Source organism: Rhodanobacter ginsengiterrae, assembly GCF_050026815.1.
GTDB lineage: Bacteria > Pseudomonadota > Gammaproteobacteria > Xanthomonadales > Rhodanobacteraceae > Rhodanobacter > Rhodanobacter ginsengiterrae.
This window is the reverse complement of sequence record NZ_JALBWO010000050.1, coordinates 48,962-64,280: the sequence shown is the minus strand read 5'-3', so window position 1 is coordinate 64,280 and position 15,319 is coordinate 48,962. Positions and strand designations below refer to the sequence as shown.

The window sequence follows — 15,319 nt, the reverse complement described above, 5'->3', positions numbered from 1 at the left end:
TGAGCTTGAACTCTGCGAGCGACACACGACCTTACGGAAGCCCCCTTCCGCATTGGTGCTATGGGTCAGTGTGCGACGGTCCCTGCCTGCTTTCTGCCAGATACGCAAAACGCCCCTTGCGCAGGGCGCCGCATCTTGGGATGTGAGTCGCGGGGATTGTTTGGCCCATCCAGGGGCCAAACCCCTGCGCGCTGACGCGCTCCGGGGCCAGCCTGCGGCTGTCCAATTTTGCTCCCGGCAATTGTCGAACCTAGAAGGGTTCGTCCACCACCTCTCTCCGCCAGATACGCAAAACGCCCCTTGCGGGGTACGCCGCATCTTGTGAGTCGCGGGGATTGTTTGGCCCATCCATGGGCCAAATCCCTGCGCGCTGACGCGCTCCGGGGCCAGCCTGTGGCTGTCCAATTTTGCTCCCGGCAAAATTGTCGAACCTAGAAAGGTTCGTCCACCACCTCTCTCCGCCAGATACGCAAAACGCCCCTTGCGGGGTACGCCGCATCTTGTGAGTCGCGGGGATTGTTTGGCCCATCCATGGGCCAAACCCCTGCGCGCTGACGCGCTCCGGGGCCAGCCTGCGGCTGTACAATTTTGCTCCCGGCAAAATTGTCGAACCTAGAAAGGTTGGTCCACCACCTCTCTCCGCCAGATACGCAAAACGCCCCTTGCGGGGTACGCCGCATCTTGTGAGTCGCGGGGATTGTTTGGCCCATCCAGGGGCCAAACCCCTGCGCGCTGACGCGCTCCGGGGCCAGCCTGCGGCTGTCCAATTTTGCTCCCGGCAAAATTGTCGAACCTAGAAAGGTTGGTCCACCACCTCTCTCCGCCAGATACGCAAAACGCCCCTTGCGGGGCGCTTTGCGTATCTGGCGGAGAGAGAGACCGCCTGCAAAGTAAGCAACGAGAGTCAAGGCACACCAACGTAGACTAAGCAAAATGGCTATCTAAAGCCACTTTCTAGACATATTCGCCCAACTAGCAACAAGTAGGCGCAACCATATTTAAGTCGAGATGGCATACTGGCTGGCATACCGTCGATCAATCCGGAGCCTCCGACTATGTCTCTCCTAACCGACACCAAAGCACGTAGCGTCAAACCTGGAGGCACCCCGCTTGCGCACGGCGGAGTCACTGGGTTGGCGCTTCATCCCTCTCCCAGTCACAAGGGCCAAGGCAAGTGGGTGCTCCGCTATGTCAGCCCCGTCACCAAGAAACGTCGCAACGCCGGGCTAGGCAGCTACCCCGATACCAGCGTCGCTGAAGCCGCCAACCAGGCTCGCTCCATGCGTGAGCAGATCGCCCACGGGCAAGACCCGTTGGAGGTCAAAGCCAACGAAGCGACCAAACCCCGCATGCCACTGTTGAGAGAGGCTGCCACTACTCTGCACGAAGAGCTGAAGCCGGGCTGGAAGAACGTCAAGCATGCCCAGCAGTGGATCAACACCCTGACCGAGTATGCCTTTCCCCTGATTGGCAGCTTGCCACTCGACCAGATCCAGCCACGCCACATCGCCGACGTTTTGCGCCCCATCTGGCTGGAGAAGCCGGAGACCGCAGGACGGGTCAAGCAGCGACTGCACGCGGTGATGGCGTGGGGCTGGGCGCATGGCTACTGTCAGTCCAACCCTGTCGACGTGGTGGGGCATCTGCTTCCGATACAGCCGGGCAAGACCGTTCGCACACAGCACCAGCCAGCGATGCCGTGGGCTCTACTCCCTCACTTTGTCAGTAAGCATCTGCGACTATCCGAGACTTTGGATGTGACCAGTCCGGTGCTGGCCTTCCTGATCCTCACGGCCGCACGCTCCGGCGAAGTGCGGCTCATGACCTGGGATGAGGTGGATCTGCACGCCAAGCTGTGGACGGTGCCAGCGGAACGCATGAAGGCCAAGATGATTCACCGAGTGCCATTGTCGAAACAGGCCGTGTCCATCCTGAAGCACCAGCAGAGCCAGCACGACACGTTTGTGTTCCCGTCCGTTCGTGACCGCACCTCGCTGTCGGACATGACTCTTACGGCCCTCCTGCGGCGCGTGAAGGCTGTCAGCGACGTTCCGGGGCGCACGGCGACCGCTCATGGTTTCCGGTCAAGTTTTCGCGACTGGTGCAGCGAGAATGGCTTCCCCCGCGACCTGGCGGAACGAGCCCTAGCGCACACTGTGGCGAACAAGGTGGAGGCGGCTTACCACCGCACTGACCTACTTGAGCAACGACGACCGTTGATGCAGGCTTGGGCGGACTTCGTGATGCCTTCACCCCCAAGGAAAACAGCATGAACACCGGCGCGCAGGCCACGGACGCAATGCACTGGCCTATCGTCCGCGTGACGCGGTGGTGGGACATGCTCAACCGAGCGAAGGATTGGAATGAACTGTGTGAATGGTTCTTCAATCACGCTGGCAGCGGGCAGTACCAGATGTATCTGCCGGTTCCAAAGGGGCATTTCGTTCGCTGCTTCCACCATCACTTTTACTTTTACTCTGGCCTTGGCGCATCGACTCGTCACGCAGCTAGACCGCCGTTACCCGAGCTCGGGATGCCACTTTTGGAGGTCAAGTTTGTCCGCCTGTCCCCACGGATCGCCGAGACAGTCGCGCGGCAGGCAGCCAGCAAGAGCATGTTCCAGCAGTCGCCCATACGAGATGACCGCTTTCTGGGGGGCTTGTCCATGCCGAAGCATGGTAGCGATTCGCTTGGCTCCTACGAAGAACTACCGGTCTCTGTCGAATTGCGTATCGCATCAGCAAGCCTGGAGGCGGCGAACAGATGGGAGAGCATGGAAATTGATCCCACACAAGTGGTCATCGGCGACGGCGTGTATGACCATATTCTGCCACTGCTCAAAGACGCGCCCAACGTCACCATCGACGTAGACGGAAAACAATGCAGCCCGGCTTCGGCCTCGCCGCGCGACGAAGGGCATGAGGTATCCGCCGCCGTTTCGACCGTCAACGACACGCCATCGACGACAGCGCCCGTGGGCCCGGTGGCAGACGCCATAGTCACAAACGATCCGTACGATCCGTACGACCTGAAAGTCCGTGCGCCGGCCGTCTACGCTCTCTATCGAGCCGCCGAAATGTGTAGCCAGAACCCTGATTACTTGCGGGGGCCAAAAAAGATATCTCAGCGCAAACGGATAGCGAACGAAACGCTCAATGGTATCGCTGAGGAAAACCCCAAGCTCATGGATGTGTTCCGCGATGTACGGCGCAACTACGCAACCAAACTCATCGATCCAGAGCGCGACCCGAACGCCGGGTTGCCGGCGGATCAGCCACGCGAATGGCCAACAGCAGCCGCCCAAAATCTCTTATTGCAGGCGGACGAGCGGCGACAGTCGTTCGTGTACCCGACGTTGGAACTGGTGATCCATGCCGCCGAAAAATGGCTTGCGTGGAAGGCGTCACCGCCAGAAGGCGAAACCAAACCGTCTGCGCTGGACGGTTGGCTCGCTAAGCATGGCCTTACTGGCGCGCAGGAACGTGCGACCCTTTTCCCAGTCATTACATTTGACGGCGTCACGTTCCTGTCGGCCCCAAAGTCTTAAGCACAGTCAACAATTCGTGCCCCGATTTCCGGCGGGCACCGAGCTTCACATCGTCGGGCTTTTTCCGCTGCCCCAAAATGCTCTTCCCTGCCCGTTGTCGGAGGTCGCTTGCGCTGGGCCACCGGCGAGCCGAGAGCGCCCGCCAACCACGTGGCTTGACGTGAAACTCATACGGAGGCCATTGCACGGGCGATGCGAAGCTTGGTCGCATTACGCGGACGCGCTCGCAGTACCAATTTGTCCGTTATTTCACCTTTTCCGAAAGTGCGTTTTAAGGTGGTCGACTCGAAGCTCGCGTAATAGTCGAGGCGGGCGAGGAACATGGCCTCTTTGATCAAACGACGACACGCATCTTCATCGTAAACGCTCACAATTCCACTGGCGTGGCGTTGGCGTGACGGTTCGATGGCCCAGTTCCAGCACGTGCCGTACGCGCGAGTGAGTGCTGACCATCGCTCGGCCACCAAACGACCAGTCGCGGTACGGTCGAAAGCTAGGCAGCCGTCAAAAAACAGCATGAGGTGGCAGGAATGCCCCCTGACAGCACTGTATTCCAATCGCCAGATCAACCCGACAACACCTGGCAGCTTTCCGCGAACAAAATTGCGCACCTGTTTTAGGTGACCGTAGACCTCAGCATCAGAAAAAAGGGGCCAATTCGGACCAGCGCACTGGGGCTCATGGTGGTATCCCAGTTTTAGTTGGAGCACCAGCAACGTCGAGAATCGCCGGAGCAAAGCGCCCACATACTGGCGCGCGTTTTTTTCATTTTTCTTGGCGCCGGCCTCTCGGAATTCGACGGCCTTCTTGAACAAAGGATCACGCGCCTGTGCACGAACGGAGTCCACCCATTGGTTGGCCGGCTGCACTAATGACGGCGGCGGCATGCCGAACGAAAACAGGCCGGATTCATCTCGAAAAGATAACAACAACTCGAAACGTGGTGAAAAGGAGTTGCGCTTCAGGTGTCCGCTCACCATCGCGACGTCGACTCGCTGCGCCCAGTCGAGGATTCGCTGAGCCAATACAGTAGCCTTCACGATCTCGCGACCATGGCGATCTTTTTGCGCGCGAAATTGGTCACCAGTGGATCGAGCAATATCTACTGCGAGCTGCTCCGTTGTCACGACAATGTGGGGAATTTGACTAGCATAGTCGACCCACATGACTCTCCCGTCCCAGTGGCCCAGCGCGTAACTCGACCAGAATCTCTTGATGTCGTGCTTCACGCCTGGCGCTGACCTTCGAGATACGCCAACAGCTCGTCGACGCGCCAACCGATAGCACAGCGTTGGCTCGACCCAAGGCGAATCGGCTTCGGAAATTTCGGATCGTGCCAGCGACCGTCTTGCTGCAGGCGGTTGCGGACCGACGAAGGCGAAAGCCCGACGACCCGGCAAGTCTCAGCCATCCGGGCGATCCGGGGGGTCGGTTCCTGCGAGAATTTCGTGAAAGGTTTCACTGGGGCTCCCAAAAGTTGCGTAACAAGAGCCGATAGCCTGAGCCCAGGAATCGGTCGACGCCCAGTCCAAAACCACTCGAAACTTTACGACCCCCTCTGGTCAAAACACGTCTATGCCGGTCGAAAATCGCGCTACAGCGCGCCTTCCGGGGTCAAAAGTAATTTTGCCGTTCGCATCCATTGATCACTGCCGCGGACCACGTTCGGCGTCAGCCCTGGGGGAAGCCGCACGCCGTACTGCGCCACAAAAGACAGATCGCATCGGTTTCCGGCATGCCTAGGCGCTACAGGACACGGCGCCGTCAAACGACGCCAGTCCTTTGCGGGGTCACCTCGCCGCGTTCTTGCCAACGGGCGCTATCTGGCAGTCGAGCGGCAGGATCGGCGCGAAGCATCCGCATGATCAAGTCAGTCAAGCAAAGTGACTTCGCAACGAAAGATGACGGCAAAAAGTTAGTTCATATCCATTGATAGTAAAGGCCTTTTGTTCAAGCATCAGCCGTCACGAAACGGCGCCTTTTTACTATCGGTGGTCAACACAAATTCGTAATGCTGCCGGCATGTGCCCCCGTACGAACTGCAGGTCGCACGCCACTCGCTCAGCCCTTTATGCGACCCGCCACGTACTTCGTTCGATCTTCGGCTGACATACCCTTGATGCGCGCCTGCCCCAGGTGACGTTCGGGTTCGCCTGCAATGCCGCGCGCTCGGTGACTTCTGTGATCGACTCGCGTTACAGCCCCGATCTCTTCAAGCATCGCATTCTGGATGTCTGCCACCATTTTGCGCTTGGCGATGACATCATCTCGAAGTTGCATGGATGTCTTTCCTCCACTGTCCTTTTTGCAGCCGCCACGTTCTGGATACGTGGAATTGTTTCGCTTAAAGGTCAGCTCAGGTGGCCGCGCGATCTCATCGGGTAACCTATCCGACGTCATCAGGTGCAGATGCGTATTTGCGCCATCCCCCAACTTGGCATCAGGTGCGTGCAGTGCGAATTGATACGGTTTGTTACTGACCAAGCCTTCTATCAACTTTTTGGTGAGCGCCACGTTTTGCTCTGTGTTGAGCTCGTTTGGCAACGCGATGACCATTTCTCGATAGGCTGCTCCGTTGGCGCGTTCAAACTTGTCAGCCGCCCTCCAAAACGCGATCGGATCAGTCTCTGCCCAACTTGGCATGTTGCCGTAACCCGTAGCGAGTAGATCCTCTTTAGTGGAGTATTTCCCTTCACGGAGAATGTACCTCGCATGTTCTACTGCCACGCCTTTCTTCCCGCTCTTGATTTCAAAGTGATAACTGGCCATTTGCGCACTACCCTTTTTCAGCAGATCAAAAAAACGACGAGTCATGGCTCGTCGGTCGCTTTGAAGGGTGTATTCAGCATTATTTTGCTTGTCAGACGGGGAAACGGTAAGTGCGCATCCTCAATCCCCCTCTATACAAGAGATAGATAATAGACAGAGAAGAACACTACTGACAACTACCAACACTGAAATACCTCTTCAGAATATTAGTAGTCATATGTAAATAATTACAGATCGAGTAACTCTAGAATGGCAAAGGAGTTTGTGAGGGCAATCAAAGCTTCCTATTGGAACGAAGGTAAGCAACCGCACAACGGTGATTCCTACTGCGCGGACGAAGCATCTGCCAAACAGAGACGAGTCGCGTCAGGCATGGGGATGCCAAGTGGCGTGTACAGGTTGTTCTGGATGAGCATGCGGATGCCCGCGGAGGTGCTCGATACCCATAGCATCTGGACGGCGCGACGCAATCGACGCCAGATGGCCCTTCTCAACACGCTGCCCCATGAACTCCAACAGGCTCCGCGCATGGATGAATCCAACTTCGATCATGGGATTCAAGATTGCAGCGGTGTTTCCGTTGAACAGTAGGTGCCCCTCTACGAACACCTGCAAATCCCTGGGCTGCTCGTAGTCGTGCGATCTGTCATAGGCCCAGAGCATCGTCTTCAAGGCCTCCAGTCGATAGGGAATCCAGATCTGCAGCAACTCAGAGGTGCTTAGACCCGTGTCTGACGTGTCGGCCATCGAGACGACTCAGATATCCAGCTTCGGTAAGGCGCGAACGATCTTCATGGTTTCAAGACTCACCGTGATGACGCGCAGGAACAGTTCCAGCGGGCACTTGGACCGCCTTGGTTGGCCTACGCAGTCGTGGCCTACTTGAAGTTGCACACCATCGAGGTGGGCAAAAAAAGACTATTCCCAGCGGGAGGGAGCTTTCGCCCCCTCCCTTGCATGCCGACAACTTGCCTATGCACTGGGGTCGTTGTCCCGGTCGCACAACCACCGCATCAGTCCGTACAGCGCAAAGCCGTAGACCACCGTGCCACCTATGACCTTGAACATCGTCGTCTCCTTACTTTTTTGTCTCAACCTGCGCCAGCGGACGCCACGCGCGCCTCCAGCCGGCTCCGCAAGCTGGAGGCCCCTACTTTGGCTCCATCGGCGCGCAGGGCCGGCTCCGCTTCTGCCTCCGGATAAGACTCCTCAACCAACGCCGGTACGTCCTCGGCCAGGTCCTCGAACGCCCCATTGGCGAAGCCCTTCCGCGCCGCCTCGTCCAAAGCAGACTGGTCGAAGCCACTGGCGTGCCGCTGCTCGTCCAGCTCCCGTGCTTGCGTGATAGCCTGCTCCAACGTGAGGCCGGAGCGCACCACGAGATCCACGTAGTAGATCGGCGTGCCGTAGCTCATCGTGGTCGACTTTCCGCGCAGCTTCAATTCCAACGGCAGGCAGGCCAACCGTCCACCGGATACGGCGTGGAAATACTCCAGCCGAGCCGTGAGCGTGCGAATGGTGTTGTACGACGTGGTGCGCAGCACGAAGCTGCCCAACGCGTCACCTTCGCCTTCGCCGACCACCACGTTGAGGCGTGCATAGGCCTTGCAGACGTCTTTGCCGAACGCACAGGCATCCGGCCCCGGACACGGCAGGCTGGCCATACCGTCCTTGCCTGTACGCCGACAGGTCTCGCCATTGCCAACGCACACCGGCCTGCCGGTGGTGCGGTCGAATAGCGAGTAGTCCGCGCGCAGGTTGAGCGCCGGGTCGTTGAACAGCAGGCGCACCGGTATCGCGCGCAGCTTGTGACCCTCCGCTTCCTTGCGCAGCTTCTCGTCAAGCGGGTGAAGCAGCCACCCTTCGCGGCCCTGCACTTGGCTGGTGACGGTGAACTGGTCGTCCTTCTCCGGCAGTCGCTTGCCGTTGCGCTCGACCATGCGTCCAATGGAAATCCGCCCGATCACGGGCGGGGTGATAGCCAAACCTTTCAACATGGTGAACTCCTGTGCTTACTGATCGGAGGCAATGGACAACACGAACCGGCGCGAGCCGGGACGGATCACGGTGTAGCTCGCAGTGAGATTGGGGTAGTCGGCAGCCAGCCGCTTGGCGTCTAGGCTGGTGCTGTGCTTCGACCGTCTGAAGGTGACTTCGCCACCTTGGAACACGGCGCGGGAGGCGTCGCCCATCGACTGCTGGATGGTTTGCTTGCACTGTTCAGCCAGTCGTTCCTTTGCTTCCAGCTCGGCCTTGAGCGCGGACAGTGACGTGAACATCTCGCACAGGGATTCGTCCTGACCGAAGTCCAGTGTCGTGTCGTTGCCAGGGTAAAGCTGACACAGGGCTCGTGCGGATGACTCACTGCCATCGGCAAGAGGCTCGATGTCCCGCTCCACGCACGCCCAGAACTTTGCTTCGAGCAAGATCATGCGCGCGATCACCTCGTCGTCGCGCTCGATCCGATGGATCTCCAGCTTCTGCCCGCATAGCAAGACAGCCACATCCGCCGCGGTGTTGCCCGTCACGGCAAGCTGGTGTTGCACCTGTAGTTGCACGTACTCCGGTACGCCGTCCTTCCACAGCCGCGAGCCGAACTCGCCCGCCGTCTTGTACTCCAGAATCTGGACATCAGGACTCCCCACGACTTCCCGGTCGAGGTTCGCCAGCATGAAGTTGAAGGTCGGGTGCTGGAGCACGGCGTTAACGCGCCGCACCTTGCGCCCGGTGTGCTGTTGGTAGGCCGTCGCCACGTAGGGTTCGAGCAGCGTGCCCCAGTAGCACGGATCATCCATGCCGGTGGTTTCCTCCTTCGTTGTCGCCCGTCCGGTTTTTTCCAGCCAAAGCTCCAGTTGGCTCCTGTAGGGGTTGAGACCCACGGCCGTGGCGGCATCGGAGCTGCCGATGCCACCTTGGCGTACCGCCAGCCATTGCCCGCGGTCGAGCGTTCGCGTATCGACCAGCCTCAAGGCAGATCGCTTCTTCATCGGTGTTCTCCCAAAGAAAAAGCCCGGCCAAAGGGCCGGGCGTTATGACGTTTGCATCAGACTGACCTCACCAACTGGCGCGGTAGTAAATGTCCCAGCCCTGCTCCTGCAGTCGCTTGGCGTGATGAAGAACCTTCAACGTGTAATCGACGTCGTCTTCGTCCAGCGTTTCATCTTCGTCGGTGGTGAAATGCTCGCTTGCACTCGCCGGGTCATCGCCTACCTGTTCGAGCCTTTCCTCCAGATCAATCAAGGTATCCACAGAAACAAACGCTGGTCGGCAGTCGTCATGGCTTTCCAGCACGTTGCTCACAAACCACTGGTGCAGGGCATCGAACGTGCGCCAGTAGCCCACTCGCACCGTGACGCCACTGACTTCCAGCAGGGAGGCATCCTGGCCCGGCTTTTCTTTCGGCGGCACATAGCCGATGGCCGCGCCAATGGCACGGCGCATCGGTTCCGTCTGCGCGTCGCAGGGGGCCACGTACCGCTTGGCTTCCAGATACATATCCAGTCCCATCGCAGGTCTCCGTCAGACCACCAGCTTCATCGCTTCGTCCCAGGCACGCTGCTTGATCTGCGCCCCTTGGCCGAACCACGCCGCATCACGGCGGTGATCGTCGCTGCGTGCCCGCCGATGGTGGTCGACGAACTCGGTCACGCTGTTGAGCACACCCCATGCCGTGCCCCGACTGGACGTCATCAACGCACCGCGGCCACCGCCTTCGTACAGTGAGCGGACGGTGGCCAGCGCCTGTTCGTTGACCACAACGGCCTTACCGTCCGGAGAGGCGTAGGTGAGCACCCGGCGCAGCAACCCTTCGACCGTATCGGGATCGACCGGACGCTCCACCAGAGCCTTCATGCGGGCGACAAAGCCATCCCACGATGAAACCGTGATGCCCAGTTGGCGCTTGACCGCATCGGGGTCGAACTGGCTGCGATGCGGAACCTTGATGGCACCGTTGGCGCTCCCCAGCGCAATGGACAAGGTGTTGTTGCAGACCACACGCACCGACGTGAACTGTGCCGTGGTCGCCAGCGTGCCGTCGCAGGCGGTGGCCAGCAGCAGGTAGCCATCGACGCGGTCACGACCCTTGAGCGAGGTGCTCTGCCCGGTCTTCGCCAGCGCCCAGAACTTGCGGCCCTCGCGCAAGACGCCGGCCGTCTCCAGTTCGAAGCCGTTGCAGGCCGTCAGGTCGCGATAGAACTCCAAAATCTCGCCCGGCTGCACAACGTGAAAGCGCTTGGACACCACGGCCAGCGCTGCTTTGGTATCCGACCGATACAACACCTTCTGCTCCGGGAAGGCATTGATCACGCCCAGATGGTTGCTGCCGGAGATATAGCGGACTTCGGATTGCTCGATCTGCCAGTCCATACCCGCCTGCTGCTTCCACGTGTCGATGGATTGCTGCGCGGCCAATTTGTTACCAAGACCATGCCACGGCTTCTCGCCGACATAAGCCATCGTTTCAACCAAATGCATTGTCGTTTCCTCGTAAGTTGGCGGCATAGACGCACAAGGCCCGGACATGCCGGGCCTTGTGCGCTGTGCTTGTGGCGGAGTGGATCAGGGGGCTTTGAAGCTGTCGCAGTTGGTGCATTTGACGATGCCAACCAGAACTGCCGCAGCAACAACCAGGACGCAGTAGACCGTATCGAGTTTGCCGCTCATGTCGTCGAGTACCCATAGCGAACGCTGCGAAGCGGAGCGTCCAAGCGCAAAGCCGATGACCAACGACTTCACATGAGTAATATGGGTCTGAGATTTCGTTAAATCGGATTCACTCGTGCACAGGCCTCTCGCGCGCGCAAGTAGTCGTGAATGCGGTAGAGCCTATCGATCCCTGGTGTGTTGTCAGCAATCCAATCCTCCATCCGCCCGTTTCCCCGTGTACTCCCCATGAGACTGGCCTCCTCCAGTTCACCATGGGTGTCGCGTACATACGCCTCCAGCAAAGTTTGGAGCTGATTGTGGTCCCAGCACATCGCATCACCCCAAGTTCGCCAATCGGGCGAGTAGAAGGAAATGAAGCCGCTGCGGCACGTGTGACGCTCAGCTGCTACCTGGTCGAGTGAGGCAGTCGACGTCTCACGCATCAGCCTCTGTACCTCCTCCAGCGGCAGCTCCATGAACACGCGATCCGTCTCAAAGTTGTAGAACTTTGGGGAATCCATTGACTCGAACCGGGCATGGCGAATCCCAACTTCCTCGCAAAAGGACTCTGCATACTCCTTGGCGTACACGCGGCGGACCGCCGACCAGTGGCAGGTACTGCTTACGCGATCAGTCAGACCACGATTCGGGTCACCCTGGTCATTGGAGAACATCGCCTCCATGGCGTAGTCCAACTCGGCATCGTGCTGGGAGCCGTAGAATCCCGCGAACGGGATACCACTCGTGAGCATCGGCATCACATAAGCCCTCTGTCTGCCATGCTGACGCACTCATCGCCCACGACAATGTGGTCCAGAATCCGTACGCCTACCAACCTCAATGCGTCGCGGAGCTCGTTGGTGATAGCCCGGTCTGCGGCACTGGGTTCCGCAACGCCGCTGGGGTGGTTATGCGCGAGAATGGCGGCGCTGGCATTGATGCTCAATGCGGCCCGAACAACCTCTCGTGGATAGACGCTGGCACCGTCGACAGTGCCGGTGAAGAGCTTCTGACATTTCAGAATGCGGTGGCGGTTGTCCAGCCACAGCACGTGGAACTCTTCATGCGGCAACCCACCCAAGCGCATGCGAAGGAAGGCGCTGGCATCGGTAGGGGTGCCGATGCTGCCCTGCCGTTCGAGCCTTTCCTTCAAGATACCTTCGGCTGCGGCGAGTACGTCTTGCTCTGTCGTCCCGCCCGAAAGCTTGTAGCGCGTGCAAACAATAGATTGTGCGAGATGCATGACGAACTCCTGTTAGGGGGCACAAGAAGGCATAAAGCCCGGCGATCAAGCCGGGCCTTATGCGTGGGTTGCGAGAGACTTTAGTTGGCGGCATTGACGCACAAGGCCCGGACATGCCGGGCCTTGTGCGTTGCACTTGTGGCGGAATGGATCAGGGAGCGTAGAAGCTGGCGCATTGAGGATACCAACCAGAACTGCGGCAGCAACGACCAGGATGCAGTAGACCGTGTCGAGTTTTGACGCTCATGTCATCGATTACCCATAGCGGACGCTGCGAAGCGAAGCGCACAAGCGCGAAGGCAGTGACCGCGGACTTCACAAAAGTAATATGGATCTGAAATTTCGTTAAATCAAAGTCACTTCAGCGCGAGCCGCGTTCGCAGATGGGTGTGAGCGCGATTGAGCTGTCCGATCCTTGGCGTATCGGCCACGGCGCGTGGCCGAAAAGACGTTGCGCCGCTGCTCAGGTGCCATCACGTCGGGCCGGCCTAGGCACCAAATAAAGTGCCATGACGGACACCCTTCTTGAAACTCGGTTCACGGTGGCGAGCCGCTTGGGACCAAGAACTCCCCTACCCCATTCAGCGAGTTCTCGGCATTTGCAATCACCAACCGATTCAACTGTCGCATTGCCACCAGATATAGGAATCTCTTGCCGACTTCCGCACAGAGAGTAGTGATACATCGCTTATCACTCATCGCAAGGCTCGGGACCGCCCCCTCGTGTCGCGATGCGCCCCGGATATCGCCTAAGAATGAAGATTTTGCAGCGCTGTGGGCAACAGCTCAGCCACCGTCGGGTGGATATGCACGGCGCGGGATACTGCGGTGTACGGTGCCTTGGCGTACATCACATCCAGCAGGCAATGGATGGCCTCGTCACCATTCACTCCGAAAATCGCTGCGCCAAGCAGCTCCTGCGTGGCGCAGTCGACTATCACCTTCATGAAGCCGACCGTTTCGCCGCGCTCAATGGCGCGGCCCACCCGCGACATGTGCCGAACACCGACCAGAACTTCACGCCCGGATCGCCGTGCCTCCTGTTCGGTGAGGCCGACCCGCGCCAGCGGCGGGTCGGTAAACAGGCTGTAGGCGAGGATGCGCTCGGAAATGCGGCGCTGATCTTGATCCAGCACATTCGCTGCGACGATCTCGAAATCGTTGTAGGCCGTGTGGGTAAAGGCACCACGCCCGTTGCAATCGCCCATGGCCCAGATCCCTGACACATTGGTCCTGCACTGCTCATCCACCTGAATGTAACCGCGGGCATCGACCACGATTCCCGCCATATCCAGGCCCAAGTCATCCGTATTGGGTTGACGCCCCACGGCGAGCAGCAAATGTGTTCCCACTGCCTTCTCGCAAAGCTGGTTGCCTTCGGCCTTTACCTTCACTGCGCCGGCCTTTCCTGCCAGTGCTATGCAATCGGCACCCAGATGAACGGTGATGCCTTCGTCCTGCAGCAGTTCCAGAATGGCCTTGGAGACGTCTGCGTCTTCTCGTGGCAATAGACGCGTTGCCCGCTCGACGATGGTTACCTTGGAGCCGAAGCGGCGGAACATCTGGCCAAACTCCAGGCCGATGTAGCTACCGCCGACGATGATCAGGTGCTCCGGCAGCTCGCGCAGACCCATCATCCCGGTGTTGGTGAGAAACGGCACGGAATCGATGCCGGGAAATGCCGGCACGGATGCACGACCGCCGACATTGATGAAAAACGATTCCGCCTCGATAAGGGTTTCGCCCAGACGCAGGGTTGTTGCTGAATCGAACCGTGCGTGCCCTTCAAGCAGGGTTACATTGGCCATGTTGCGTAGCCAGCTGGCGACGCCGTTGCGTGCCTTGCCGGAAATGCCTTGCGTGCGCTCCCATACCCGCTGCACGTCAACCTGTGAATCCGAGGCTTGCAGTACACCGTATTCATGCGCGCGATGCGTCATGTGCGCCACATAGGCGCTGGCCACCATCGCCTTGGTGGGGATGCAACCGGTATTGACGCAAGTACCACCCACGAGCTTCCGCTCGATCACGGCAACGCGCTTGCCCGCTTTGCCCAGTCTCTCGGCGAGTGGTGGCCCCGCCTGTCCGGCACCGATCACAACCGCATCAAAGTACTGACTCATGGAACCTCCAGCTATGTGGACAGCGCATAACGTCATCAGGCAGTGGGCTTGCCGAACTCCAATGAGAAGTACCGAAAAATGCTGTCGCCAGAATATCCACCATCAAGCACACTTTTCGCAGTGCGATGTCGCCACGGTGTGATATTGGCTGGCTGTACGGGCGGAGTTTCAGCCGGCTATGAATACTCGTAGCGAACTTGAAGTATCGGCCTGTTCCACTCCCGACAACAGATCCCACAAGCTGTCGTCATCCCCATCGGCCAACAACTCGTAAGCACTCCTGCCACTCAGTGCGCGTTGATGCGAACACATCCAGTACGCCGCCCGTTGCCGGCTACCCATCCTTTCCAGAAGCACTTGCACCAGGGACGCATGTCGACATTCCAAGGCCTCAAACGCGCCAAGTACCAGCGTGTCGCGCTGAGCATTGATGCGGGCAATCTCGTCAGCGATGTTCTGAAATCGGATCTGTGGCTTGCGCATGGGTCTACTTCTCCTGCGACCTTGGGCAGTGGGGATAGCCACTCGTACGGACTCAGTCGCGCTGGCCATCGCGCACCGAGCGAAGGAACGCGATCACCGCTTCCGCACGGCCCAGCGCGACCAATTGTTCAGCAGTGAGATACCCGAGTTCGGAAATGCGGGTGTGGCGGTACCAATGCATTGCCACAGCCGGATCCATCTCGATCTGCGCCGCCATCCGAAGTACGGCCAATGCCACCGGAATACGGCCGAATAGGGTGCTGTAATCACGCTCGCCGATCGGCGAAATCAATTGGTCGCGTGGGTCGGCCAGGTAGGCCGCACACAGCAATTTTCGCAAGGAAATGTTGGTGCTGGATTGGGTTGCACGGCTGGCATGCATCGGTGTGCCCTCGCTTCGATATAGCACGAGGTTAGGCATTGCGACGCTTGCGGGCTTTTCCATTCTTGCACTGACTTGACCCTTCCCTGCACTTTGAAGCCACCATCGCAGGCGCGCTGGACGAC

Annotated in this window: 14 protein-coding genes; 2 read left to right on the top strand and 12 right to left on the bottom strand. The window is 59.0% G+C overall.

Translation table 11 applies throughout. The features are described 5' to 3' along the window. The first annotated feature begins 1,055 nt into the window (after positions 1–1,055). Positions 1,056–2,273 carry a tyrosine-type recombinase/integrase gene (locus ACQGNJ_RS06635; protein WP_426688445.1) on the top strand — a complete coding sequence of 406 codons (1,218 nt, stop codon included), beginning with the start codon at positions 1,056–1,058 and terminating at the stop codon, positions 2,271–2,273. After that, complete coding sequence (locus tag ACQGNJ_RS06630) at positions 2,270–3,547, top strand: hypothetical protein (RefSeq protein WP_426688444.1); 1,278 nt, start codon at positions 2,270–2,272, stop codon at positions 3,545–3,547. Before ACQGNJ_RS06635 ends, ACQGNJ_RS06630 begins: the two co-directional genes overlap by 4 nt. Before the next feature lie 167 nt (positions 3,548–3,714). On the opposite strand, the gene ACQGNJ_RS06625 is transcribed toward ACQGNJ_RS06630, so the two are convergent. The 12 genes from ACQGNJ_RS06625 to ACQGNJ_RS06570 all read right to left on the bottom strand — a co-directional run bounded on the left by ACQGNJ_RS06625 (position 3,715) and on the right by ACQGNJ_RS06570 (position 15,194). Beyond that, positions 3,715–4,713 carry a hypothetical protein gene (locus tag ACQGNJ_RS06625; protein ID WP_426688443.1) on the bottom strand — a complete coding sequence of 333 codons (999 nt, stop codon included), beginning with the start codon at positions 4,711–4,713 and terminating at the stop codon, positions 3,715–3,717. 895 nt (positions 4,714–5,608) lie between these two features. Further along, a complete protein-coding gene (locus tag ACQGNJ_RS06620; protein ID WP_426688442.1) occupies positions 5,609–6,361 on the bottom strand; it encodes a MobA/MobL family protein in 753 nt (250 codons plus the stop codon). Positions 6,362–6,682: 321 nt separating this feature from the next. Further along, positions 6,683–7,063, bottom strand: coding sequence for a hypothetical protein (locus tag ACQGNJ_RS06615; protein WP_426688441.1), 381 nt, complete (start codon positions 7,061–7,063; stop codon positions 6,683–6,685). Between the two features lie 344 nt (positions 7,064–7,407). Continuing rightward, complete coding sequence (locus ACQGNJ_RS06610) at positions 7,408–8,313, bottom strand: recombination directionality factor (protein ID WP_426688440.1); 906 nt, start codon at positions 8,311–8,313, stop codon at positions 7,408–7,410. A gap of 15 nt (positions 8,314–8,328) precedes the next feature. Further along, positions 8,329–9,303, bottom strand: coding sequence for a YqaJ viral recombinase family nuclease (locus ACQGNJ_RS06605; RefSeq protein WP_426688439.1), 975 nt, complete (start codon positions 9,301–9,303; stop codon positions 8,329–8,331). A 67-nt stretch (positions 9,304–9,370) separates the two neighbouring features. After that, positions 9,371–9,823 (bottom strand): hypothetical protein, encoded by a 453-nt coding sequence (locus ACQGNJ_RS06600; protein ID WP_426688438.1) that lies wholly within the window; start codon positions 9,821–9,823, stop codon positions 9,371–9,373. Between the two features lie 12 nt (positions 9,824–9,835). Continuing rightward, entirely contained in the window at positions 9,836–10,792 is a 957-nt protein-coding gene (locus ACQGNJ_RS06595) for a DUF932 domain-containing protein (RefSeq protein ID WP_426688513.1), read from the bottom strand. Between the two features lie 287 nt (positions 10,793–11,079). Then, positions 11,080–11,721, bottom strand: coding sequence for a hypothetical protein (locus ACQGNJ_RS06590; RefSeq protein WP_426688437.1), 642 nt, complete (start codon positions 11,719–11,721; stop codon positions 11,080–11,082). After that, entirely contained in the window at positions 11,721–12,206 is a 486-nt protein-coding gene (locus ACQGNJ_RS06585; RefSeq protein WP_426688436.1) for a JAB domain-containing protein, read from the bottom strand. The genes ACQGNJ_RS06590 and ACQGNJ_RS06585 overlap by 1 nt, the downstream gene beginning before the upstream one ends. Positions 12,207–12,955: 749 nt before the next feature. Further along, positions 12,956–14,329 carry an FAD-containing oxidoreductase gene (locus tag ACQGNJ_RS06580; protein WP_426688435.1) on the bottom strand — a complete coding sequence of 458 codons (1,374 nt, stop codon included), beginning with the start codon at positions 14,327–14,329 and terminating at the stop codon, positions 12,956–12,958. Between the two features lie 168 nt (positions 14,330–14,497). After that, positions 14,498–14,812 (bottom strand): DUF2384 domain-containing protein, encoded by a 315-nt coding sequence (locus ACQGNJ_RS06575; RefSeq protein WP_426688434.1) that lies wholly within the window; start codon positions 14,810–14,812, stop codon positions 14,498–14,500. A 52-nt stretch (positions 14,813–14,864) separates the two neighbouring features. Beyond that, positions 14,865–15,194: a hypothetical protein gene (locus tag ACQGNJ_RS06570; RefSeq protein ID WP_426688433.1), complete on the bottom strand. Its 330-nt coding sequence runs from the start codon at positions 15,192–15,194 to the stop codon at positions 14,865–14,867. Between the last annotated feature and the right edge of the window lie 125 nt (positions 15,195–15,319).

Excerpts from the sequence above, each read along its gene's own strand:
- ACQGNJ_RS06635 (WP_426688445.1), top strand. The coding sequence starts at position 1,056 with ATGTCTCTCCTAACCGACACCAAAGCACGTAGCGTCAAACCTGGAGGC.
- ACQGNJ_RS06630 (WP_426688444.1), top strand. The coding sequence starts at position 2,270 with ATGAACACCGGCGCGCAGGCCACGGACGCAATGCACTGGCCTATCGTC.
- ACQGNJ_RS06625 (WP_426688443.1), bottom strand. The coding sequence starts at position 4,713 with ATGTGGGTCGACTATGCTAGTCAAATTCCCCACATTGTCGTGACAACG.
- ACQGNJ_RS06620 (WP_426688442.1), bottom strand. The coding sequence starts at position 6,361 with ATGACTCGTCGTTTTTTTGATCTGCTGAAAAAGGGTAGTGCGCAAATG.
- ACQGNJ_RS06615 (WP_426688441.1), bottom strand. The coding sequence starts at position 7,063 with ATGGCCGACACGTCAGACACGGGTCTAAGCACCTCTGAGTTGCTGCAG.
- ACQGNJ_RS06610 (WP_426688440.1), bottom strand. The coding sequence starts at position 8,313 with ATGTTGAAAGGTTTGGCTATCACCCCGCCCGTGATCGGGCGGATTTCC.
- ACQGNJ_RS06605 (WP_426688439.1), bottom strand. The coding sequence starts at position 9,303 with ATGAAGAAGCGATCTGCCTTGAGGCTGGTCGATACGCGAACGCTCGAC.
- ACQGNJ_RS06600 (WP_426688438.1), bottom strand. The coding sequence starts at position 9,823 with ATGGGACTGGATATGTATCTGGAAGCCAAGCGGTACGTGGCCCCCTGC.
- ACQGNJ_RS06595 (WP_426688513.1), bottom strand. The coding sequence starts at position 10,792 with ATGCATTTGGTTGAAACGATGGCTTATGTCGGCGAGAAGCCGTGGCAT.
- ACQGNJ_RS06590 (WP_426688437.1), bottom strand. The coding sequence starts at position 11,721 with ATGCCGATGCTCACGAGTGGTATCCCGTTCGCGGGATTCTACGGCTCC.
- ACQGNJ_RS06585 (WP_426688436.1), bottom strand. The coding sequence starts at position 12,206 with ATGCATCTCGCACAATCTATTGTTTGCACGCGCTACAAGCTTTCGGGC.
- ACQGNJ_RS06580 (WP_426688435.1), bottom strand. The coding sequence starts at position 14,329 with ATGAGTCAGTACTTTGATGCGGTTGTGATCGGTGCCGGACAGGCGGGG.
- ACQGNJ_RS06575 (WP_426688434.1), bottom strand. The coding sequence starts at position 14,812 with ATGCGCAAGCCACAGATCCGATTTCAGAACATCGCTGACGAGATTGCC.
- ACQGNJ_RS06570 (WP_426688433.1), bottom strand. The coding sequence starts at position 15,194 with ATGCATGCCAGCCGTGCAACCCAATCCAGCACCAACATTTCCTTGCGA.